The sequence below is a fragment of the Elioraea rosea genome, assembly GCF_007644105.1.
Lineage (GTDB): Bacteria > Pseudomonadota > Alphaproteobacteria > Acetobacterales > Acetobacteraceae > Elioraea_A > Elioraea_A rosea.
Genome location: NZ_VFAC01000021.1, coordinates 35850 through 57585, shown reverse-complemented (window position 1 = coordinate 57585; position 21736 = coordinate 35850). Strand labels below are relative to the sequence as shown.

Here is a 21736-nt window from a genome sequence, read left to right as displayed (position 1 = left end):
CGCGCTGGGCGGGTCCGGGTGGCGCGCATCGCCTCTGTCCGCTGTGCCGTGAGGCTCACGCCCCTTGGCTCAGGCGGACTTCTTCTTGTTCTTGTCGTCAACATCCTCGAAGTCGGCGTCGACCACCTTGTCGTCCTTCGGCGCCTCGCCGGCCTCGGGCTGCCCCTCCGGCGCGGCGCCGGCCTCGGGGTTCGCCTGCGCCTGGCGATACAGCACCTCGCCGAGCTTCATCGAGGCCTGGGAGAGCGCGTCGGTCGCGGAGCGGATGGCGTCCGCATCCTCGCCGCCGAGCACGGCGCGGAGATCGGCGAGCGCCTTCTCGGCGGCCTCCTTCTCCGGCGCGTTGCCGAGCTTCTCGGCATTTTCCTTCAGCGTCTTGTCGGTCTGGTGTGCGAGCGCCTCGGCATGGTTGCGCGCCTCGATCGTCTCGCGGCGCTTGCGGTCGGCATCGGCGTTCGCCTCCGCCTCCTTCACCATGCGCTGGATCTCCGCCTCCGAGAGGCCGCCGGAGGCCTGGATCCGGATCTGCTGCTCCTTGCTCGTCGCCTTGTCCTTGGCCGAGACAGAGACGATGCCGTTCGCGTCGATGTCGAACGTCACCTCGATCTGCGGCACGCCGCGCGGCGCGGGCGGGATGCCGACGAGGTCGAACTGCCCGAGCAGCTTGTTGTTCACCGCGATCTCGCGCTCGCCCTGGAACACCTTGATGGTCACGGCGTTCTGGTTGTCCTCTGCGGTCGAGAAGATCTGGCTCTTCCGCGTCGGGATCGTGGTGTTGCGGTCGATCAGGCGGGTGAACACGCCGCCGAGCGTCTCGATGCCGAGCGAGAGCGGCGTGACGTCGAGCAGGACGACGTCCTTCACTTCGCCCTTCAGCACAGCGCCCTGCACCGCCGCGCCGATCGCCACCACCTCGTCGGGGTTGACGTTGCGGGCCGGCTCGCGGCCGAAGAAGCTCTTCACCGTCTCGATGATCTTCGGCATGCGCGTCATGCCGCCGACGAGGATGACCTCATCGACCTCCGCGGCGGAGATGCCGGCATCCTTCAGCGCGGAACGGCAGGGCTCGAGCGTCTTCTCGACGAGATCGTCGACCAGCGCCTCGAGCTTGGCGCGGCTGAGCTTGACCACGAGGTGCTTCGGGCCGGAGGCGTCGGCCGTGATGAAGGGCAGGTTGATCTCGGTCTCCTTGGCGGAGGAGAGCTCGATCTTCGCCTTCTCTGCGGCTTCCTTCAGGCGCTGCAGGGCAAGCTTGTCGCTGCGCAGGTCGATGCCCTGGTCGCGCTTGAACTCGTCTGCCAGGTAGTCGATCACGCGCTTGTCGAAGTCCTCGCCGCCGAGGAACGTGTCGCCGTTCGTCGACTTCACCTCGAACACTCCGTCCTCGATCTCGAGGATGGAGATGTCGAACGTGCCGCCGCCGAGGTCGTACACCGCGACGGTGCCGGCCTTCTTCTTCTCGAGCCCGTAGGCGAGCGCGGCGGCCGTCGGCTCGTTGATGATGCGCAGCACCTCGAGGCCGGCGATGCGGCCCGCGTCCTTCGTCGCCTGGCGCTGGCTGTCGTTGAAGTAGGCGGGGACGGTGATGACGGCCTGCGTCACCTTCTCGCCGAGATAGGCCTCGGCCGTCTCCTTCATCTTGCCGAGGATGAAGGCGCTGATCTGCGAGGGGGAATACTTCTCGCCGCGCGCCTCGACCCAGGCATCGCCGCCATCGGCCTTGATGATCTTGTAGGGGACCATGCCGATGTCCTTGGCGACCATCGGGTCCTCGAAGCGGCGCCCGATGAGGCGCTTCACGGCATAGAGCGTGTTCAGCGGGTTCGTCACCGCCTGGCGCTTGGCGGCCTGGCCGACGAGGCGCTCGCCGCTGTCGGCGAAGGCGACCATCGACGGCGTCGTGCGCGCGCCCTCGGCGTTCTCGATGACGCGGACATCCTTGCCCTCGAGGATCGCCACGCAGCTGTTCGTGGTTCCGAGGTCGATGCCGATGACTTTGCTCATGGTCTTCTCCTGTTCCGGCGAGACGCAACGGCCCTGATCAGGCGCCCTTGCATCCCCCAACTCCGTTGCTTGATCGCGGCCGTCGCCGCGTCGGACCAGTGGGATGTATTCAGCACCCCCACCCCCGACAAGGGGCGGGCGTTACAAGGCAGGCTCCTGCCGCGGCAGCGGAAGCGGCCCAGCGCGCTTCACCCGCCGCAGCGAGACGTTCGAGCGTATGTCGGCCACCATCGGCAACCGGAGCAGATGGTCGCTCAGGAACCGCTCATAGGCGGCGAGGTCCGAAACCACAACCTCGGCGAGGAAGTCGGCCGTGCCGGAGACCATGTGGCACGAGACGACCTCGGGCAGGCCGGCGAGCGCCTGGTCCAGCGCATCGGCGTTCTCGCGGGTATGGCGGTCGACCTTCACTTCCACGAACACCGTCAGGCCGAGGCCGACCGCTTCGGGACGCAGGATGGCGCGATAGCCCTCGATCACTCCTTCTGCCTCGAGGTGCTTCACCCGCCTGAGACAGGGCGAGGGCGAGAGGCCGATGCGGTCGGCGAGTGCGACGTTGGCGAGCCGCCCATCCTCCTGGAGTGCCGCGAGGATGCGAAGATCCGTGCTGTCGAGCGGTGGCATGATATGCCTCGAAACGATGCAGACGAGGCACAGTCTGCCAATATGTCCCCGCTTTTGCATCATCTTCGCAAGGACATGCCCCGGCTATCTCGGCAATCATCCCGTCCGTTGCAAGGCATCGGAAGGAGAACCGCGATGATCAGCCGCATCTGGTACGGCTGGACGCAGCCCGACATGGCCGACCGTTACGAGACCCTGATCCGCGACACGATCTTCCCCGCCATCCTCGCCCGGAGGGTCGCGGGTCTGGACCGGCTCGAGCTGCTCCGCCGCGACGCGGGCGGGGAGGTCGAGTTCGTCACGGTGATGGCGTTCCGGTCGATGGACGCGGTGCGGGCCTTCGCCGGCGAGGACTGGGAGACGGCCGTGGTTCCGCCCGAGGCACGGGCTGTGCTAGCGCGGTTCGACCCGCGCTCGGCGCATTACGAGGTGCGGGTGGCGGCGGCAGCGGAGACGGCGGCCGCCTCAATGGGATAGAGCAGCTTGGACCGACCCGGTGGAACCGGCGTCGGTTCCATCGGGTCGGGCGCTGCTCTAAGCCTTCGTATCGAGCGTCGCGCCCGGCTCGGCCGCTGGGGCCTGCTCGGGGCTCGCCTGCGGCGGCGCGCCCTTCGACACCACGACCATCGCCGGCTTGATCAGCCGCCCGTTCAGCGTCCAGGCGGGCGTCCAGGCCTGGATCACGTGCCCGACCGGAACCTCCGGGCTTGGCGCCTCGGCCATGGCCTGGTGGAGCTCAGGGTCGAACTTCGCCCCCGCGGCGTCTTGGCGGGCAACGCCGTTGCGCTCGAGCGCGCCCTGGAAGGAGCGGCCGATCGCGGCCACGCCCTCGCGCAGCTTCCCGACGATCTCGGGCTCGCCCTCCGCCTCGGGCGGCAGCGAGGCGAGCGCCCGCTCGAGGTTCTCGGCCGCCTCGACAACGTCGAGAGCGAATTTCTGCGCGGCGTAGTTTCGCGCATCCTCCACCTCGCGGCGGGCGCGGTTGCGCACGTTCTGCGTCTCCGCCTCGGCGCGGAGCCACTTGTCCTTGAACTCCGCCGCCTCCTGCTCGAGCGCCTTGATGCGCTCGGCAGCCTCGGCCATCAGCGCCTCGGAGGAGGAGGGGGAAAGCCCCTCGCGGAGCATCTCGCCCTCCGGACCGAGGGGGGAGGAGCCGGGCTTGTCTGGTGTGTCTGGCTTGTCCTGCATGGCCGGGCACACTTAGGCGCACGGCCCCGTGAAGGGAAGGGTGGAAGCCTCAGCCCTGCACGAAGCGCAGACCGTACCGCTCCGCCGGAGCGAGCAGCCGCGCGACGGCCGCCTCGTCGAGCGCAGGCGCCGGCCTGCCATCTCCCGCCGGGGTGCCGACCTCGCGGAAATAGCCGCAGAATCCGCCAGGCGTGACGGCGACGAGCATCCGCGCTGGCCGGTTCGAGCGGTTCTCGAACCGGTGCGGGATGCCGCGCGGGCCGAACACCGCCTCGCCCGCCGCGACCACGCGGCTCTCGCCACCGACCCAGAAGGTCACCTCTCCCTCGAGAACGCGGAAGGTCTCGTCCTCGCGGTCATGCACGTGCATCGGCGGCCCGCCCCCGGGCTCGACGGAGATGTCGAACAGCGAGAGCGTGCCGCCCGACTGCTCTGCCCCGATCAGGATCTCCACCCTGTCGGCGGCGACGAAAAGCGCGCTCATGCCGCCCTCGCGAACCGTACCGGCGCCTGATCTGCCACATCTGCGGCCTCGGCGCAGGGGAAGGGCGACGGCATGGGCGGAACGAGGCGCGCGCCCGTCCGCATTGCCGGCGCGGGCGGGATCATCCCCGCAAGCCGCGCGCCCCAGCGCCAGGGGCGCATCACCTCGGCCCGCACCGTCGCCATCGCTTCGGGAAGCACCTCGATCGCGAGAGAGGGCTCGACCGCGACGGAGACGACCGCGTGGCCGCAGCCCACCCCGGCCTCACCGAAGCGCATCGCATGGCGGCTGAGCCAGCCCTCGGTCGCGGCAAGCGCGTGTACTGCGGTTTCCGACAGGCGCGTGGCGATGGCGAGCTGCATCGCCGGGCGGGGCAGGGAAGCGGGCTCGACGACGACGCTCGCGATGCCCTCGCCGCTCGCGAAGGCGATCCAGGCGCCTTCGATCTCCGGCACGGGCATCGCCTCGGTGCCCCAGAGAAGAGCGAGGAAGCGGGCGACCCTCTCGGGCTCGGCGGCATGGAGCGTTGCGTGGATCAGCATGGCGTGCCCTCTCTTTTTCGTTCGTGTGCGAACAATGTCGCGCGGGCAGCGCTATGAACCCGGAATGTTTCAGGTACGTGTCCGTCGACGCAGGATGGGGTGCTGATGCGTGACTTCCGTCACACCGCCGCGCTGGCGGCCCCTATCGGCCGAGCGCGTCGCCGATGCGCCCGAGCACATGGCCGGGGCTCGCCTCCATCACGGAGGCGGGAAGCCCGAGCGTGGCAGCGGCGGCGGAGGAGCGGATCGCCGCGAGCCCATGCAGGCACGACCAGATGAACAGCGCGTCGAGTCGGATGGCGTCCTCGCCCGGGCTTGTGCCGCGCGCCACCGCCCGCCGCCGGAGGCCTTCGCAGAGCAGGGCGAAGGCATGCCGCGCCTGGCGCATCATCTCGGGATGGTCCTCGCCCGGAGGCAGCGGCGTGCCGAACATCAGCCGGTATTCGAGAGGATGGGAGATCGCATAACCGAGATAGGCGACACCCATCCGGCCGAGATCGGCATCGGCGTCGGCCGATTGCGGGTGGGCGTCGAGATGGCGCGCGAAGTCGCCGAAGGCGCGCGCGACGATCTCTGCGAGGATGTGGTCGCGGCTCGGGAAATGCTTGTAGGGCGCCTGATGCGACACGCCGAGGCGTCGCGCCACCTCGCGCAGGCTGAGCTTCTCGACGCCCTCTGCCGCGATGATGGCCATGGCTTCAGCCACGCAGGCCTCGCGAAGGTCTCGCTGGGACTTGGGCACGACGGACCACCACATAGGCTCGGGCGAGCCTCGTGCGGGGATCGCGCCAGGCTCAGCGACAGGGTCTCAGCGATAGCCCTCCCGCGTGCGGCCAAGCACGTCAAGCGCCTCGGCCCAGCTCGGTGGCCCGTCCCCGCGGCGCCGTTCGAGCCGCGCGAAGCGCGTGCCGGTCAGCGCCGCCCTGCCGGATGCCATAGCGGCGCGATGCGCAGGAGACAGGACGAACCGGTCGAGATCGGCCTCGGTTTCCCACATCGTCATGGTCCATGTCCGGTTGCCGAGGAGCTCGCGTCGCACCGAGTAGCCGATGAGGCCCGGCTGGTCCTTGAGCGTCCGCTCGACTGCCCACACGCCCTCCCAGAACGCCGACCGGGCCGCGCTGTCCGGGCCGAGCGTCGCCTCCGTGAGCGCGACGACGGCCGGCGCTCCGCCGTCGCCGCCGCCGGCGGTGGAGCGGAACGGGGTCGCGATGGCGCAGCCGCCGACCAGTGCCGCAAGAAGGGTCGCCGCGAGGCCTCGCTTGGTCGCCATGGCACGGGGTCTCCGACACGCGTTGGTTGACAGTGTCACCAACCGTAGCGATCGAAGTTGACGGCGTCAACCACACAGGCACACGGTAGGCGGCAACCCTGCCTCGGCGCTGCCGGGCCGTCAGCCCAGCAGCCGGCCGATCACCTTGGCTGTGTAGTCAACGGCCGGGATGATCCGGCCGTAATTGATCCGCGTCGGGCCGATTACCCCGATCGCGCCCACGATGCGGTCGCGCGCATTGCGGTAGGGGGCGACGATCATCGTCACCCCCGCTGCCTCGAACAGGCGGTTCTCGCTGCCGATGAAGATCTGCACGCCCTCCGAGGCCTGGGCGAGCTCGAGAAGGCGAAGCAGGGTTTCCTTCGCCTCGAGCCGTTCGAACAGGCCGCGGATCGTCTCGAGCCGCTCCAGCGCCGTGACATCGGCCAGAAGCTGCGCCTGGCCGCGGACAATCAGCGCGCGGCCCGCCGCCGCGCCGGCCTTGGTGGCGAGCCCGGCTTCGACCACCTTGCCCGTCAGGTCGTCGAGCTCCGTCCGGTGGGCGGAGATCTCCTCCTCGAGTGCGTTCCGGGCTTCCTCGAGCGTCCGCCCCGTCAGCCGGGCGTTGACGTAGTTGCTGGCCTGGGCGAGTGCGGAGGGGGGAAGCCCCTGCGGCGCCTCGATCACCCGGTTCTCGACCTGGCCGTCCTCCGTCACCAGGACGACGAGGACGCGGCCGGGGCCGAGCGAGACGAACTCGACATGCTTCAGCGCCGCTTCCGATTTCGGCGCGAGAACGAGGCCGGCGGCGTGCGAGAGGCCCGCGAGCAGCCCCGATGCCTCGGCCAGGACCTCCTCGATCGAACGTCCCTCGGCGCGGCAGCGGGCAAGGATCGCCTCCTCCTCCTCCGGCGTCAGCGCGCCGCGCTCGAGCAGGCCGTCGACGAACATGCGAAGGCCCCGGTCTGTCGGCAGGCGGCCGGCGGAGGTGTGGGGGGCGAAGATCAGGCCGCTTTCCTCGAGATCGGCCATGACGTTGCGGATGGTCGCGGGCGACAGCGCCATCGGCAGGCGGCGCGAGAGGGTGCGGGAACCCACCGGCTCACCAGTCGCGACATAGGCCTCGACGATCTCGCGCAGGATCATCGCCGACCGGCCGGGCAGGCCCTGCCCGCCAGGGTCGTCACGCCGGGTGCTGTCGCTTGCCATATCGCAGAAGGTATGGACGCCCCCCGTGGGGGTCAACGCAAGCGCAGAAAGGGTGATGGGGTGACGACGATTGCCGCCTACGCGGCCGTGGCGGTCGCCGAGATCGCTGGCTGCTTCGCCTTCTGGGCCTGGGCGCGCCTCGGCCGTTCGGGCTGGTGGCTCGTTCCTGGGATGATGGCGCTCGCGGCCTTCGCCTGGGCGCTGACGCGCGTGGAGGTCGAGGCGGCCGGGCGTGCCTACGCGGCCTATGGCGGGGTGTACATCGCCGCCTCGCTGCTGTGGCTCTGGGCCGTGGAAGGGCTGCGGCCGGACAGGTGGGACATCGTCGGCGCCGCCGTCTGCCTTGCCGGCGCGGCCATCATCCTGCTCGGGCCCCGCGCAGGCTGAAGGCGCCGCGCAAGGGGGGTCGCGCCGCGCCCGCGGCGTGGCTAATGTCCGCCGCCTCGCAGACACGCACACTCGATCCGAAGGGAAGGCCGCTCCCATGCGCCCCTCAGGCCGCGCCGCCGATGAACTCCGCCCCGTCAGCCTCGATACCGGCGTGTCGCGCCACGCCGAGGGCTCCTGCTTCGCCAAGTTCGGCAACACCCATGTTCTCTGCACCGCCTCTGTCGAGGGCAAGGTGCCGCCCTTCCTGCGCAACCAGGGCCAGGGATGGATCACCGCCGAGTACGGCATGCTGCCGCGCTCCACCCACACGCGGTCGGACCGCGAGGCGGCGCGCGGCAAGCAGTCGGGGCGGACGCAGGAGATCCAGCGCCTGATCGGCCGCTCGCTTCGCACGGTTGTCGATCTCAAGGCGATGGGAGAGATGACCGTCACCCTCGACTGCGACGTGATCCAGGCCGATGGCGGCACCCGCACGGCTGCGATCACCGGCGCCTGGGTCGCGCTCTCCTGCGCCTTCAACAAGCTCGTGCGCGCCCGCGTTCTGAACGCCTCGCCGATCCGCGGCCAGGTGGCAGCCATCTCGTGCGGCATCCATCGCGGGATGACCGTGCTCGACCTCGACTATGCCGAGGACAGCGAGGCCGAGGCGGACGGCAACTTCGTGCTGACCCGCGACGGCGGCATCGTAGAGGTGCAGGCGACCGCCGAGCGCCGGCCGATGACCCAGCGCGAGATCGACGAGCTGATGGCGCTCGCGCGCGGCGGCTGCTCGACGCTGTTCGACCTGCAGAAGGAAGCGGTGAATGGGTGACGCGCGCCGCCTCGCGCGCGGCGACAGGCTCGTCGTCGCCACCCACAATGCCGGCAAGCTGCGCGAGATCGGCGAGCTTCTCGCCCCATTCGGCATCGAGGCGGTGAGCGCCGGTGCGCTCGGCCTGCCCGAGCCGGAGGAGACGGGCGAGACCTTCGCGGAGAACGCGACGATCAAGGCCCGGGCCGCGGCGACGGCCGCGAACCTCCCAGCGCTCGCCGACGACAGCGGCTTCTGCATCGCCGCGCTGAGGGGCGGGCCCGGCGTGCGCACCGCCGATGCCGCGATGCTGCCCGACGGCTCGCGCGACTACGGCGTCGGCATGGCGCGGGTGCGGGCGAATCTGGGCGAGCCGGAGAACACGGCCGCCTGGTTCGTGTGCGCGCTCGCGCTCGCCTGGCCTGACGGCCGTGTCGATGTGTTCGAGGGACGGGTGGACGGCACCTGGGTGTGGCCGCCGCGGGGCGAGCGCGGCTTCGGCTTCGACCCGATGTTCCTACCCGAGGGCGGCAGCGAGACCTTCGGCGAGATGGACCCGGAGGCGAAGCATGCGATCAGCCACCGCGCCCGCGCCTTCGCGCTTTTCAAGGCGAAGGCGCTGTAGGCCGGCCGAAAGGGTGCCGCGACCGGCTGCCTCCATTCATACCGTGACGCGGGTTCCGTCGAAGCGGGTGAAGCTGAACCCGTCGAAGCTTTCCCGCAGCGTCATGCGCACCTCCCTGAGCATGCCGATGGCCACCTCCTCGCCAATGGGCATCGACGCGGCGGCGTCGGACCGCCAGTGGATGCCGCCCCAGTTGCGCGCGTAACCGTAATTGGTCGCGAGCTTGTTCAGCTCGCCGCCGAGCGTCAGCGGTGGCCCCTGGTAGGGGACAAGCCGCGTCGGATCGCGCGGATCGGGCTCGACCGGGTTCTCGATCACGCGTGTCTCGTCGAAGAACGCCTTGAGCATCGTCGCGACCGCAGAGGCCACGGAGGACGCGCCCCCGGGATAGGCGGAGAAGTTCGGTGAGCCGTCCGGATAGATCTGCGACAGGAGCAGCGTGCCGTGTTTCGCCCTTGTGCGATCCAGCGCCTCGGAGCGCAGGACGGCATCGGGAACAGGGTAGTCGGTGACGCCATTGACCAGCCGGTGATGCGCGAGCCCGCCATAGGCTTCCGGCCGCAATGTCCGGTGCACGAAGAATTTCTGCCAGTAGGCCGCGCGAATCGTGTTGTTCACCGCATCGACAACCAGCGCCGCTACATGCGGCGGGCCGAAGCTCGCGGCGGGATTCTGCTTCCGCAGGCCGCGATACGGGTTTGCGGGATGGGTCGGCGGCTGCGCGGCGGGGTACATCCCGCCGTAGCGCGGGTCGGGCCCGAACGCCCCGGTCGTGATCAGCTGCATCGCGAACGCCTGGAAGGGTGGGATGTGCCGGACCCATTCGCCGAGGTCGCGGCCCGTCGCGATGTAGCGCGGCGTCTCCTCGTAGGTCACGCCGCGGCGCGGCGGTTCGCCATTCTGGGCCCGGAGCCAGTCCTCCTCGTTGGTGAGGAACTCGCTTGAGGGCGTCGCCGGGCGGATGCGCGCGCTCATCCACTGCGCGCCGAAGGGGACGTCGCGCAACAGGAACTGCGAGATCATCGGGCCGTCCAGCACGCCAGGCGGCGTCACCACGCGCCCGCGCGGATCGGGGCCGTCGGCGTAGAGTGCCGTGCCGCGGAACAGTGTCGCCGGCGTCACGCGCCCAGCCGCCTTCGGGCCGCGGAAATCGCCGAGGGCGTTCAGCTCGGCGCAGGCGGCGACGACATCGCGATGGTCGGAGCCGTCGCGGAACGCGGCAAGTGGCACGTCGCGCAGCAGCGCCTGCCAGTACACCTCGACGGCCTCGCCGGCGCGTTCTTCCCCCGCAAGCGTGGGCGCAGGGGGGATGGTGATCTGGGTCGGGTCAAGGCCGCAGAAGCTGACCGCGAGGGTGCCCATCGGGTTGCCAAGGCGTCGGCTCCCGCCGAGCGGCACATTCTCGAAGTCCGCCGTCTCGCCGGACCGGCACGCCGTCAGGTAGGCCTGCCAGGCAGCGGGGTCGACCTCGCCGCGCGCGTTGTGCGGCAGGCTGCGCGTGTCGCTGCCGATGGCGTTCGGATAGCGCGCCTCGTCGCCGTTAACCGGGTGCGGGGCGACCGGGATGGCGCCGGTCTCGCGCGCGCAGGCCTCGCGGACCTCGCGCGCGCGGCGGTGGGTCATCTCATCGATCGGTCTTGCGCCGGCCGCCGCTTGCTGCGACGGGGCGGCCGGTTGGGCGGCCGCCGGCGCGATGGCGGCGGTGTTGGACGCGATCAGTCCTGCGCCCAGGCCGAACCCCGCGCCGCCGATCACGTCGCGGCGCCTGAGCGTTGAGCGGGGCGCATGTGGCCCGTTCCGGGCAGGTCTCTCGCCTTTCATGGTCTTCTCCCATCGTTTGACGAGCACACAAAAGGATGCGGAGGCGCAACGGCCTTGTCATCCTCCGAACGGAGGATGCGCATGGCGAGGCGACCTCGCAGGGCGGTCTCGGCCCCGTGCGCCGGATGCGCGACCGTTGGGGCTCCGGCCAGGGCGATTCCCGCTGTTGCGATGTCCGTCACGGCTGCCAGGATCGTCCTTGCGCTCACGGACATGTCCCCTTTGGCCGGTCCGGCAGCGCCGGACCGTTGCGCCATCCTTCAGGTCGCCGGCCTGATGTTCTGGTTCACGCGGAACAGGTTTTCGGGGTCGTATCGTTGCTTGACGGTAGCGAGCCTCGCGTGGTTGTCGCCGAACGCGGCCTTCACGCGCGCATCGCCCTCGTCGTCCATCATGAAGTTTGGGTACGCGCCGCCGAGCGTGTGGGGATGCACGGCCTCCCAGTAGGCCTTCGTCCATGCGGTGATGGCGCCGGCCTTCGCCGGCTCTGGGTCGATGCCCGCGATCACCATCGACCACGTGGCGTCACGGCAGTGCCACGCCGTGTCGCCTGGCGCGACGCGATGCACCGCGCCGTCGATGGGATAGAGATGCATCAGGCAGAGCTCTCCCGGCGCGCGAGCCGCCTGGTCGAGATGCGCCTCGATCGCCACGTCCGGCAGGGCCTTCACGAAATCGCCCCGCCAGTACCACTGCATCCCCCTCGGGTAGAGCCCGTCGAACATGCTCTGCACGGCCGGGTAGGGCATCATCCCCATCCAGTTGAACCAGGGCTCGGGGAGTGCATCGAGCAGTGGAGCGAGCGCTTTCCTGCCCTCCTCCTCCGGCCCGTCGTAGCAGCACATCAGGAGGCACATGGGCCTGCCCCAGTGTTCCTTCGGGAAAGGGTCGCAGGACAGCACCGTCTTGAGGCCGAGGAAGATGCCGAGCGCCTCCGGCGCCCGCGGCAGGAAGTCGCGATAGCGCTGCATGATCGTGCGCGCATGCGCCTGGTCGAACACGATCGGTCCGGCGAACACCTGGCCCACCGGGTACAGCCGGAACAGGAAGCTCGTGACGACGCCGAAATTTCCGCCGCCCCCGCGCAGCGCCCAGAAGAGATCGGCGTGCTCGGTCGCGCTCGCGGTCACGAAGCTGCCGTCCGCGAGGACGACATCCGCCTCGAGCAGGCTGTCGATCGTCAGCCCATGCTTGCGCGTGAGGTAGCCGTGCCCGCCGCTCAGCGTGAGCCCGGCGATGCCGGTGGTGGAGATGATGCCGGCGGGAACGGCGAGCCCGAACGCGCCAGCCGCGTGATCGAGGTCGCCCTGCGTCGCGCCGCCCTCGACCCGCGCCGTGCGGGCCAGGGGATCGATCCTGACCCCCTTCATCGCGGAGAGGTCGATCACGAGGCCATCGGTGACGCTGCCCAGCCCCGGGCCGTTGTGCCCGCCGCAGCGGATCGCGATCGGCAGGCCCGCATCGCGCCCCGCGTTCACGGCGGCGATCACGTCGGCGACGTCGGCGCACCGGGCAATGACGAGCGGGCGCTTGTCGATCATCCCGTTGTAGAGGGCCCGGGCCTCGTCGTAGCGCGGGTCGGACCGATCGATCAGCGTGCCGCGCAGACCGCTTCGCAGCGCCTCGATCGAGGCATCGATCGGAGCCCGGGTGTCCTCCCTCGCGGGCGCGTCAGGCATGGCCGTTCTCCTTGCTTCGTTCGTGTCGGGTTGGCCTGTCCGGAGCGCCGCCCTCACAGCCGCCAAAGCAGGTCGTCACGGTCGCCGAACACGCCGTCGAGTTCCTGCTCCGGCAGGAGGCCGATGTCGCGCTTCGCGTGCGCGCCGAGCCTCGGCTCGCCCGCGATCGCCATCCACGCGCACACCCAGGCACCGGTGCGCGCGACGAGGCGGCAGGCGCCGGCCACGGCCGAACCGGCGATGCCGGCGGCGCGGGACTGCCAGGCGCTGCCGGACACCGTCGTCGCGTCGGCGGGAGCCAGCGTGATGGGAAGGACTGCGGTCATGGTCTCCTCCGTTGATCCTGGCCGGCGCGGAACGGCGACGGCGATGGAGGCAGCCTGCGCCCGGTACGGCAGGCGAACCATCGTCCGGACTGGTGAGGGCCCCGGAGCCGACGCGCGCGGGGCCTGCTCATCAGAAATGATGAGGCGGCGCGTTCAGGCCGGTGGCGGCGGCGCCCGGCCGTTGCCCGGCTGGCGCAGCGCATAGGCCGCCGCCTCCGTGCGGTTGGCGCAGCCGGTCTTGGCCAGGATGCTGCGCACGTGGGTGGCGACCGTGTTCACGCCGATCGCGAGCACCAGTGCGATATCGGCGTTGGTCCTGCCCATCGCGATCAGGTCCAGCACCTCTGCCTCCCGCGGCGTCAGCGCATCGGGGTCGGGAGGCGGCGGCGCGACCTCGGCAAGGCGTTCCCTCACCCGGCGGGCCAGTGCGGCGAGGCCGAGCCGCGTCGCTTCGGCGAGCGTCTGGTCGAGGAGCGCCCGGGCGCGCGCGGCGTCCCCCGGTCCGCCTCGGCCGAGCAGCATGGCGGCGAGGTCGTGGCGCGTATGGGCGAGGGGCGCGAGCCCGCCCGTCGCCTCGTTCAGGGCGAGCGCGGCGGCGAAGTGCCGTTCCGCATCCGGCCAGTTCCCCATCGTGGCGGCGAGCAGGCCAAGCTGTCGGTCGGCCGCACCGACGCTGCCAGCGCCATTGCCGGGAACAAGGTTCCGCCCGGCATAGGGCAGCAGAAGCCCATAGAGGATCGCCGCCCTCGACGCGTCGCCGAGGGCGACGCAGACCTCAGCGAGGAAGGCCATGCTGCTGATCCATCGTCCGTCGCGTGCTAGGCCGACGAACCCGTCTGCGGCGAGCCCTTCGAAAAGCCTTCGCGCGGCGTCGTGCCGGCCGAGGTCGACGAAGAGCAGCGCCAGCCCCGGCCGCCAGACCGCGGCGGCATCATCGCGGGCGATGGCCTCGACCAGGGGGGCGACCTCGGACAGCCGGTCCTGCTCGCGCCGGAGCGCGAAGACGAGCAGCGCGAGTGGATCGCCGGCATCGGATCGGGTCGTCCGGTCGAGGCGGATGCCCTCGCGGATCAGCGTCTCCGCCTCGTCGAGGTCGCCACGATGAAGCGCGAGCGCCGCCCTGAACCCGATCTCGAACAGGGTGAAGACGAGCTGGCGCACCTGCCTGCCGACCCGGTGCAGCGAGGCGATTGCGGCGCGGCACGCCTCCATCCGCCCGAGCTCGAGGGCGAGGCCGGCACAGAGGAGGTGGGTCTGCGCGGCGATCTCCATTTCGCCGCCGCGTTCGGCCATCGCCGCCACGTCATGTCCGAGAGCCAGCATCGCCACCGTCTCGTGCGGCTCCGCCGGGATCTCCAGCTGCACCAGCAAGCTTCGGGCGGTGATGCCATCATCCCCGAGCGACCGCGCAAGTGCGGCGGCTTCGCGCGCGGTGACCCTGCCCGCCGCGACGTCACCCGAGTAGAACTGCGCGCGCGCGAGTGCAGTCAGGACCCTGACCCGCCTTGCCGTCTCCGACGCCGGCAGCGCGGCAAGCGCTTCCTGAAGCAGGGACCGGTTTCGCTGCCCGATGTAGCCCCTCCGAAACGTCGAGACCTCGAAGCTGACGGCGGCATCGGCGAGGAGATCGGGCAGACGGTGCCGACGCGCGAGCTCCACCGCAGTCCGCAGGCTCGTTCGCGCGGCGTCGTAGTCGTTCGCCTTGCGCTGCGCGTCGCCGACGCGGACCAGCAGCGCGGCGTGCGCGCGTGCATCGGGTTCATTCTGCTGCAGCATCAGGTCGAGCGCGGCCTGGAACAGGCTCGTCGCCTCCTCGAACGCCAGGACCGCCTCGGCCTGCTGCCCCGCGCGCTGGGCGTAGTCGATCGCCTTCGCGGTGTCGCCGCCTGCCTCCCGGAAGTGGCGCGCAAGCTCGGGCAGCACGGCATCAGGGTCGTGCCGGTTGAGCCCCTCCAGCGCCTCGCCGACCGCGCGATGCAGGCGCTGGCGCTCGCCCGCGCGCAGCTCGTCCTGCAGCGTCATGCGGATCAGCGCATGGGTGAACTGGTAGCGATCGGGCCTGACATCCTCGACGATGCGGGCATCGAGCGCCTCGTCGAGTGCGGCGGTGACGGCGTCGGACCCGTCCTTCCAGACGCGGTGCAGCAGCGCGACGTCGAACTCGCGGCCGATCACGGACGCGACGCGCAGCACCTGGTTGCACGCGGGCGAGAGCAGGTTCAGCCGCTGCCCGATCACCTCGCGCACGCCTTCGGGGATGCGCAGCGAGGCCGGCACCGCCATGCCCCGGGCTGGGTCGAGCAGCCCCCGCTGGCCGAGGAAGCGGACGATCTCGCGCAGGAAGAGGGGGTTGCCCTCGGTCTGCGCATGCAGCGCCCGCGCGAGGGAGGGCGGTGGCGCGGTACCGGCCATCCCCGCCATCAGCGCACCCGACTCCTCCGCGGCGAGGCCGGTGAGGCGAAGCCGCATGACGCCAGCCGACCGCACGACATCGCCCAGCGCGTCGGAGAGCGGATGCTGTCGCGACAAGGCGTTCTCGCGATAGGTCGCGATCAGCATCAGCCGAGCCGTGCCGAGCTCGGGAACCAGGAAGCGGAGGAAGCGGAGCGAGGGCGCATCCGCCCAGTGCAGGTCATCGAGGACCGTGACGAGGGGGCGCCGGCGCGACGCGGCGAGAAGGAACGCCGCCATCGAGGCGAACAGGCGGAAGCGTGCCGCGGCGGGGTCGCTCGGCGTCGCGACGAGGCCAATTCCGGGGATGCGCGCGCGAAGCTCCGGGATCACCTCGGCGATGTCCGGCGCGCCGGCGCCGAGATCCTCGCGCAGCGCGTCCTCGCCGAGCGCGCCGGCGAGTGTGCGGAGCGCCTGCGCCCAGGGCCAGTACGAGGGCGCACCGGCCTCCTCGTGGCAGCGGCCCCACAGGACGAGCGTACCGGCCTCTTCGGCTTCCGCCGCCAGCGCCTGGGCCGTTCGCGTCTTGCCGATGCCAGGCTCGCCGGAGAGGAGGACGAGGCGGCTTTTTCCCGCGAGCGTGTCGGCAAGCGCAGCGCCAAGCTGCGCAAGCTCGTCCCGGCGCCCGACGAAGGGATCTCCCGAATCCGGCATTGCGGCCTCGGCAGCCTCGGATCACGGATGATTGTCCCGGATGCGAAACCCGATGACAAGGAATTCGGCGCGGGCCAGACTAGTCGCGCCGGGCAGACAAGAAACGATTGGCGCACCCTCGGCCGGTGCGGGAGGTCGTGCATGCCCCTGTTCCTGATCGAGCGCAATTTCGCCGAGGAGCTGGAGGTCACGGCGGACGGCACTGCCGAGATCCGCCGCATCAACGACGAGATCGGCGTTCAGTGGATCTTCTCGTTCCTCAGCGCCGACAAGCGGAAGACCTACTGCCTCTACGAGGCGCCAAGCCCGGAGGCGATCCGTGCCGCGGCGGCGCGCGCTGGCATTCCGGCAGATGTCATCGTCGAGGTGAGCGAGCTTCGCCCCGACATGTTCGGCACGCCGCTCGTTCCGTCAGCGTGAGTGCGTCGCGGGGCGTGGTCATGCCCGCCGGCCGTTGCGAATGCAAACTGACTAACAACTCCGGAGGAAGCAGCCGATGTCGCTCACCCGTCGCACGACGCTCGCCGCGCCGGTGCTCCTGCTCACCCCCCACGCCTTCGGCCAGGCGGCGTTCCCCACCAGGGCGGTGCGCATCGTCGTGCCCTATACCCCAGGCGGGGTGAGCGACATCACGGCACGGCTGATCGCCGAGCCGATGGCCGCACGCTTCGGCCATCCCGTGCCGGTCGAGAACAGGCCGGGCGCGGATGGGATCATCGGCACCGATGTCGTCGCCAAGGCTCCGCCTGACGGCCATACGCTCGGGCTCGTCTCGGTCGCGCACTCGGTCAACGCGGCCTTCTATCGTCTTCCCTTCGACACGCTGCGCGACTTCACCTTCATCTCGATGACGACGCGCACGCCGCTTGTGCTCTGCGCGCCGAAGGCGTTCGGACCCTCCACGCCGGCGGAGCTCGTCGCCTACGCCCGCGCCAATCCGAAAGGCCATGTCACCTTCGCGGGCACCGCGGGCGTCGTACGCCTCGCGCCGGTGCTGTTCGCCCAGCGCGCCGATGTCGAGTTCACCTACATTCCCTATCGCGGCTCGACCCAGGCGCACCCTGACCTCATCGCCAACCGCGTGAACATCATGTTCGACACGGTTCCCGCCGCACTGCCTCACATCCAGTCAGGCGCCCTGAAGGCCCTGGCGACCACGGGCGCGCAGCGCGCCCCGCAGCTTCCCGACGTGCCGACGATCGGCGAGGCCTTCATGCCGGGGTTCGAGGCGTCCACCTGGGGCATCGTCATCGCTCCGGCCGGGCTTCCTGCCCCAACCGTGGCGCGGCTCAACGAGGCAGTGGTCGCGGCGCTGAAGGTTCAGTCGGTCGTCGACCGTCACCGCACGCTCGGCGCAGACATCGTCACGACGAGCCCCGAGGAGACGGCGCGCATGGTCGCAACCGAGCTCGCGAAATGGGGCGACGCCGCTGCGAAGGCCGGGATCGAGAAGCAGAACGTCTGACCTGCCTGCCGTGGCTCCCGGCTGGCGCAAGGCCGGGGGCCACGCCACATAGGGGGCGTGTCGAACCCTTCTCCAGAGCCCGTCGCCCTCTACGTCCACTGGCCGTTCTGCCTGGCTCGCTGCCCCTACTGCGACTTCAACGCGCATGTGCGGGAGCGGCTGGACGAGCCGCGCTACCGCTCCGCCATCCTCGCCGAGCTCGCTTTCGAAGCGGCCCGCATCGGCCCACGCCCGCTCGGGAGCCTGTTCTTCGGGGGTGGCACGCCGAGCCTGATGTCGCCCGACACCGTGGGCGCGATCATCGCGGCGGCGAAGGCGGCGTTCCCGGGGGCAGAGGAGCCCGAGATCACGCTCGAGGCGAACCCGACAAGCGTCGAGCTCGGTCGGCTCGCAGGCTTCCGCGATGCCGGCGTCAATCGCATCAGCCTCGGCATCCAGGCGCTGGATGACACCGCGCTTGCGTTCCTCGGGCGGAAACACACGGCGGAGCAGGCGCTCGCCGCGCTCGCCCAGGCAAGGAGCCTGTTCCGGCGCGCGAGCTTCGACCTGATCTATGCCCGCCCGGGCCAGAGCGTTACCGCCTGGCGCGACGAGGTGCGCCGCGCGCTCGGCTTCGGGCTGGACCATCTTTCGCTCTACCAGCTCACCATCGAGCCCGGCACGCCGTTCGAGCGCGCACATGCGCGCGGCGAGATCGCGCTGCCAGACGAAGCCGAGCAGGCCGCGCTCTACGCCGCGACGGTGGAGGAAGCGGCGAAGGCCGGCCTCTCGCCCTACGAGGTGTCGAACTACGCGCGGCCGGGAGACGAGAGCCGCCACAACCTCGCCTATTGGAGCTACGCCGACTACGCAGGCATCGGCCCCGGCGCGCATGGACGGATCCCGCTCGCCGGCGTGCCGACCGCGACGGTGCGCATCCGCGCGCCCGAGGCGTGGATGGAGGCGGTGGAAAGGCGCGGCCACGGCGTGCGCGAGGAGGAAGCTCTCCCGCCCGAGGCGCGTGCACGCGAGATGCTGCTGATGGGGCTGAGGCTCACGCGCGGCATCGATCCTGCCCGGTTCGCCGCGCGTGCCGGGATGCCGCTCGAGGACGCGCTCGAGCCGCGCGCGCTGGCGCAGGCGATCGGCGAAGGCTGGCTGGCGTGGACGCGGCATGGCGCCCTCGCCGCGACCGCGGCGGGGCGCCTCAGGCTCGATGCGTTGCTTCCGGTGCTAGTGCGCTAGAGGACGAAATCGCTCGCGGTCAGTGTGTGTGTCCCCTGCAGCGCGATGGTGATGTCGGCCGCGCCGTCGCCGTTCACGTCGCCCTGGATGTAGGTCCAGCCATTGAAGGCCTGGGCGCGGAGCTCGCCTGGCGAAAGGTTCCAGGAGTGACTCGGTTCGCCGCTGAAGGGCTGCGCGCCGATGAAGGTGAAGACGTCGTTCAGCCAGCCGCCGTCGGTCGTGTCCGCGTCGATCTGCGACAGGTCGATCTTGTCCAGGCCGCGCTGGAAGTCGGTCACGACGTCCCAGATGCCGCCGCTCGCGCTCTCGGACACGGCCTTCCAGACGAAGCTGTCGTAGCCGTTGCCGCCGGTCATCTGGTCGAACCCGGCGCCGCCGATCAGCGTGTCGTTGCCGTCGCCGCCGTTCATGACGTCGTTGCCGGCCTCGCCGAACAGCATGTCGGCGCCGCTGCCGCCGTTCATCGTGTCGCTGCCGTCGCCGCCGACCAGCATGTCGTTGCCGTTGTCGCCGCCCATCCTGTCCGCGCCGGCCCCGCCGTAGAGGATGTCGTTGTCCTCGGCACCGTTCATCGTGTCGTTGCCGTCGCCGCCGACGAGCACATCGTCGCCGGTGCCGCCGATCATCGTGTCGTTGCCGGCATCGCCGTACATCTCGTCGTAGCCGGAGCCGCCATACATCCGGTCATTGCCGTCGCCACCGCGCATGTAGTCGGTCGCGCCGTCGCCGTACATGAGGTCGTCGCCGCCCTGGCCGTAGAGCTGGTCCTGGTCGTCGCCGCCAGAGATCGTGTCGTTGCCGTTTCCGCCCTCGATGCGATCCTTGCCGTAGGCGCCGTAGAGCGTGTCGTTGCCATCGCCTCCGTAGAGCGTGTCGTCGCCCGCCTGGCCGCGCAGCACGTCATCGCCGCCATTGCCGTAGGCCGTCTCCGACACAGCGGTTCCCCACCACACGTCGTTGCCGCCGGAGCCGAAGAAATCGCCGAAGTCGATCGGCACGTAGGGGCCGTCGGCGACCGGACCATCGAGAAGCGACTGCATGCCGGCCCACTGCACGGCCGGCAGCTGCACGGCCGGGAGCTGAACGGCCGGAAGCTGCACCGCCGGAAGCTGCACGGCTGGGAGCTGCACGGCTGGGAGCTGCACGGCCGGGAGCTGCACCGCACCGCGCGAGAGCGACGCGAGAAAGTGGAAGTCCTGCATGGTGATCCTGCTTGCCATCGTTTCCTCCTTTGTTGGTGTTTCGTGGCGTTGGAGGAATGACGGGGCCCTGTTGCGACAATGTTGCATTCGATATGAAATCGCGTTTCAAGGCTTTCTGCCTCAGACATCTCCCCAGCGACGCGGCACCGGATCGCCCCCCATCCGAAAGGTCCCAGCAGTGACTGACCTCTCCCTCCGCGCCCTCGAGAACCAGATCGATCGCCTGATCGAGCCGTGGGCGAAGGACTTCTCCCCAGGCGTGACGCTCGGGGTTGTCCGGGGGCGGGAGCTGATTGCACATCGCCACGCCGGCTTCGCGAGCATCGAACACGGCGTGCCGATCGGGCCGGGAACGCGGTTCCGCATTGCCTCGGTCTCGAAACAGTTCACCTGTGCGGCGATCCTGCTTCTGGCCGAGCGCGGGCTGCTCGACATCGCCGCTCCGGCGCGCTCCCTGCTTCCTGATCTGCCGGAGGCCTATGCGCCGATCACCATCGCGCAGCTGATGCACAATACGAGCGGCATCCGCGACATGCTCGAGATCCAGCGCCAGGGCGGCGGCGATCTCGGCACGCCGCTGACCGCGACCGACCTGCTTGCCGGCATACAGCGCCAGCGCACGCTGAACTTCGCGCCGGGCACCCGCTATCTCTATAGCAACTCGAACTTCTTCCTGCTCGGCCTGATCGTCGAGAAGCTGTCGGGCCTCCCGCTCGAGCGCTTCCTCGAGAGCGAGATCTTCGCGCCGCTCGGCATGACCGCGACGGCGCATACGCCGAACGTTTCTGTGCCGGTTCCTCATCTCGCCGCTGGCTATGTCGAGCACGAGGGACGGATGATCCGCGCCCCCCACGCCTTCCCGCTCGGCGGCGAGGGCGGGCTCGTCTCCTCGGTGACTGACCTCGCGATCTGGGCGGTGAATGCGCGCGAGCGCGGCGTGCCCGGGCCGCGCGTGCTCGACGGACTCGAGCAGCCGGCGCCATTCGTGAACGGCGAGGCCAACTTCTACGCGCGCGGCCTGATCACACGGCGCTACCGTGGCGTCGCGACCCTCAGCCATGGCGGGCTCTGGCCTGGCTTCCGCACCGAGTACCTGCGGGTTCCTGGCCATGACCTCGCCGTCATCGCGATCGCGAACCATGGCGGCATCGATCCGAACCAGCTCGCCTATCGCGTGCTCGATGCGATGCTCGACCGTGCCGGCGTCGTCTCTGCGCCGGCGATGCCGGGAAGCGATGCCGTGCGTGGTCTCGCCGGGCGCTTCATGTCGCCCGAGAGCGGTGCGACGGTGGACATCACCGTCGCCGAAGATGGGGCGGTGACGCTCAACACCTATGGCATGCCGGTCGTGGCGGCGCCGACGGACGATGGCTTCCTCGCCGTGCCGCGCTCGAGCACCGTGTTCGCCGTGCGCGCGATCGACGGCGAGACCATCGAGGTGCGGCTAGATGCCGGAACGGTCGAGCGCTGGGTGCGCGTGCCCGACGGCGCGGTGCTGCCAGACGATCTCGCCGGCACCTACGAGAGCGCGGAGATGGCGGCGCGCTGGATCGTCTCGCGCGAGGTGGATGGCGGTCTCAGCGTGCGCGCGCATGGCCCCGTCGTGCGCGGCCCGGAATGGCGCATCGAGCCGATCACCGAGCGCGACATGCGGCTGCACATCCTGGGCACGCTCATGCGCGGCTGGCTCGACGTGCGGCTCGAACGCGACGGTGCGGGCGCGGTCGCCGCGCTGTTGGTGAGCGGTGGACGGGCGAAGGCGGTGCGCTTCGAGAGGGCCTGAGTGGGGCGGGCGGCGGTCCCATT

Annotated in this window: 21 protein-coding genes; 8 read left to right on the top strand and 13 right to left on the bottom strand. The window is 70.4% G+C overall.

Annotation, left to right across the window (positions count from 1 at the left end; translation table 11 throughout):
* Positions 1-69: 69 nt before the first annotated feature.
* Complete coding sequence (gene dnaK / locus FIF60_RS13630) at positions 70-2004, bottom strand: molecular chaperone DnaK (RefSeq protein WP_144186644.1); 1935 nt, start codon at positions 2002-2004, stop codon at positions 70-72.
* 141 nt (positions 2005-2145) lie between these two features.
* Positions 2146-2628 carry an Lrp/AsnC family transcriptional regulator gene (locus tag FIF60_RS13625; RefSeq protein WP_144186643.1) on the bottom strand — a complete coding sequence of 161 codons (483 nt, stop codon included), beginning with the start codon at positions 2626-2628 and terminating at the stop codon, positions 2146-2148.
* 135 nt (positions 2629-2763) lie between these two features.
* On the opposite strand from FIF60_RS13625, the gene FIF60_RS13620 reads away from it, so the two are divergent.
* Entirely contained in the window at positions 2764-3105 is a 342-nt protein-coding gene (locus FIF60_RS13620) for an antibiotic biosynthesis monooxygenase (protein WP_144186642.1), read from the top strand.
* Positions 3106-3162: 57 nt separating this feature from the next.
* Here the strand turns inward: FIF60_RS13620 and FIF60_RS13615 are convergent, their stop codons facing one another.
* From FIF60_RS13615 to hrcA, 6 genes are all read right to left on the bottom strand, one after another.
* Complete coding sequence (locus FIF60_RS13615; protein ID WP_144186641.1) at positions 3163-3816, bottom strand: nucleotide exchange factor GrpE; 654 nt, start codon at positions 3814-3816, stop codon at positions 3163-3165.
* A gap of 49 nt (positions 3817-3865) precedes the next feature.
* Positions 3866-4300 (bottom strand): cupin domain-containing protein, encoded by a 435-nt coding sequence (locus tag FIF60_RS13610; protein WP_144186640.1) that lies wholly within the window; start codon positions 4298-4300, stop codon positions 3866-3868.
* A complete protein-coding gene (locus FIF60_RS13605; RefSeq protein WP_144186639.1) occupies positions 4297-4842 on the bottom strand; it encodes a hypothetical protein in 546 nt (181 codons plus the stop codon). The genes FIF60_RS13610 and FIF60_RS13605 overlap by 4 nt, the downstream gene beginning before the upstream one ends.
* Positions 4843-4984: 142 nt before the next feature.
* Positions 4985-5548, bottom strand: a complete 564-nt coding sequence (locus FIF60_RS13600; RefSeq protein ID WP_204251195.1) for a TetR/AcrR family transcriptional regulator — start codon at positions 5546-5548, stop codon at positions 4985-4987.
* A gap of 102 nt (positions 5549-5650) precedes the next feature.
* The gene (locus FIF60_RS13595; protein ID WP_144186637.1) at positions 5651-6115 is read right to left on the bottom strand and encodes an antibiotic biosynthesis monooxygenase family protein; all 465 of its coding nucleotides are present in this window, start codon (positions 6113-6115) and stop codon (positions 5651-5653) included.
* A gap of 120 nt (positions 6116-6235) precedes the next feature.
* Positions 6236-7303, bottom strand: coding sequence for a heat-inducible transcriptional repressor HrcA (gene hrcA / locus FIF60_RS13590; protein ID WP_144186636.1), 1068 nt, complete (start codon positions 7301-7303; stop codon positions 6236-6238).
* A 60-nt stretch (positions 7304-7363) separates the two neighbouring features.
* Between hrcA and FIF60_RS13585 the strand changes: the two genes are divergently transcribed.
* The 3 genes from FIF60_RS13585 (at position 7364) to rdgB (ending at position 9108) form a co-directional block, all read left to right on the top strand.
* Positions 7364-7690 carry a YnfA family protein gene (locus tag FIF60_RS13585; protein WP_239451621.1) on the top strand — a complete coding sequence of 109 codons (327 nt, stop codon included), beginning with the start codon at positions 7364-7366 and terminating at the stop codon, positions 7688-7690.
* Positions 7691-7787: 97 nt separating this feature from the next.
* On the top strand, positions 7788-8504 hold the full coding sequence (gene rph / locus FIF60_RS13580) for a ribonuclease PH (protein ID WP_144186634.1): 717 nt from the start codon (positions 7788-7790) through the stop codon (positions 8502-8504).
* Entirely contained in the window at positions 8497-9108 is a 612-nt protein-coding gene (gene rdgB, locus FIF60_RS13575; protein ID WP_144186633.1) for an RdgB/HAM1 family non-canonical purine NTP pyrophosphatase, read from the top strand. Before rph ends, rdgB begins: the two co-directional genes overlap by 8 nt.
* Before the next feature lie 36 nt (positions 9109-9144).
* Here the strand turns inward: rdgB and FIF60_RS13570 are convergent, their stop codons facing one another.
* The 4 genes from FIF60_RS13570 to FIF60_RS13555 form a co-directional block, all read right to left on the bottom strand.
* Positions 9145-10731 (bottom strand): vanadium-dependent haloperoxidase, encoded by a 1587-nt coding sequence (locus tag FIF60_RS13570; protein WP_204251194.1) that lies wholly within the window; start codon positions 10729-10731, stop codon positions 9145-9147.
* 458 nt (positions 10732-11189) lie between these two features.
* Complete coding sequence (locus tag FIF60_RS13565) at positions 11190-12608, bottom strand: FAD-binding oxidoreductase (RefSeq protein WP_144186631.1); 1419 nt, start codon at positions 12606-12608, stop codon at positions 11190-11192.
* Positions 12609-12661: 53 nt separating this feature from the next.
* Positions 12662-12934 carry a hypothetical protein gene (locus FIF60_RS13560; protein ID WP_144186630.1) on the bottom strand — a complete coding sequence of 91 codons (273 nt, stop codon included), beginning with the start codon at positions 12932-12934 and terminating at the stop codon, positions 12662-12664.
* 153 nt (positions 12935-13087) lie between these two features.
* On the bottom strand, positions 13088-16039 hold the full coding sequence (locus tag FIF60_RS13555) for a helix-turn-helix transcriptional regulator (protein ID WP_144186629.1): 2952 nt from the start codon (positions 16037-16039) through the stop codon (positions 13088-13090).
* Positions 16040-16180: 141 nt separating this feature from the next.
* Between FIF60_RS13555 and FIF60_RS13550 the strand changes: the two genes are divergently transcribed.
* From FIF60_RS13550 to hemW, 3 genes are all read left to right on the top strand, one after another.
* Complete coding sequence (locus FIF60_RS13550; RefSeq protein ID WP_144186628.1) at positions 16181-16459, top strand: nickel-binding protein; 279 nt, start codon at positions 16181-16183, stop codon at positions 16457-16459.
* A gap of 76 nt (positions 16460-16535) precedes the next feature.
* Positions 16536-17504 carry a Bug family tripartite tricarboxylate transporter substrate binding protein gene (locus FIF60_RS13545; protein WP_144186627.1) on the top strand — a complete coding sequence of 323 codons (969 nt, stop codon included), beginning with the start codon at positions 16536-16538 and terminating at the stop codon, positions 17502-17504.
* A gap of 57 nt (positions 17505-17561) precedes the next feature.
* Positions 17562-18728 (top strand): radical SAM family heme chaperone HemW, encoded by a 1167-nt coding sequence (hemW, locus tag FIF60_RS13540; protein WP_144186626.1) that lies wholly within the window; start codon positions 17562-17564, stop codon positions 18726-18728.
* Here hemW and FIF60_RS22280 read toward each other — a convergent pair.
* Positions 18725-19948: a calcium-binding protein gene (locus tag FIF60_RS22280; protein WP_144186625.1), complete on the bottom strand. Its 1224-nt coding sequence runs from the start codon at positions 19946-19948 to the stop codon at positions 18725-18727. The genes hemW and FIF60_RS22280 overlap by 4 nt on opposite strands.
* 160 nt (positions 19949-20108) lie before the next feature.
* On the opposite strand from FIF60_RS22280, the gene FIF60_RS13530 reads away from it, so the two are divergent.
* Positions 20109-21713 carry a serine hydrolase domain-containing protein gene (locus FIF60_RS13530; RefSeq protein ID WP_239451620.1) on the top strand — a complete coding sequence of 535 codons (1605 nt, stop codon included), beginning with the start codon at positions 20109-20111 and terminating at the stop codon, positions 21711-21713.
* Positions 21714-21736 lie beyond the last annotated feature (23 nt).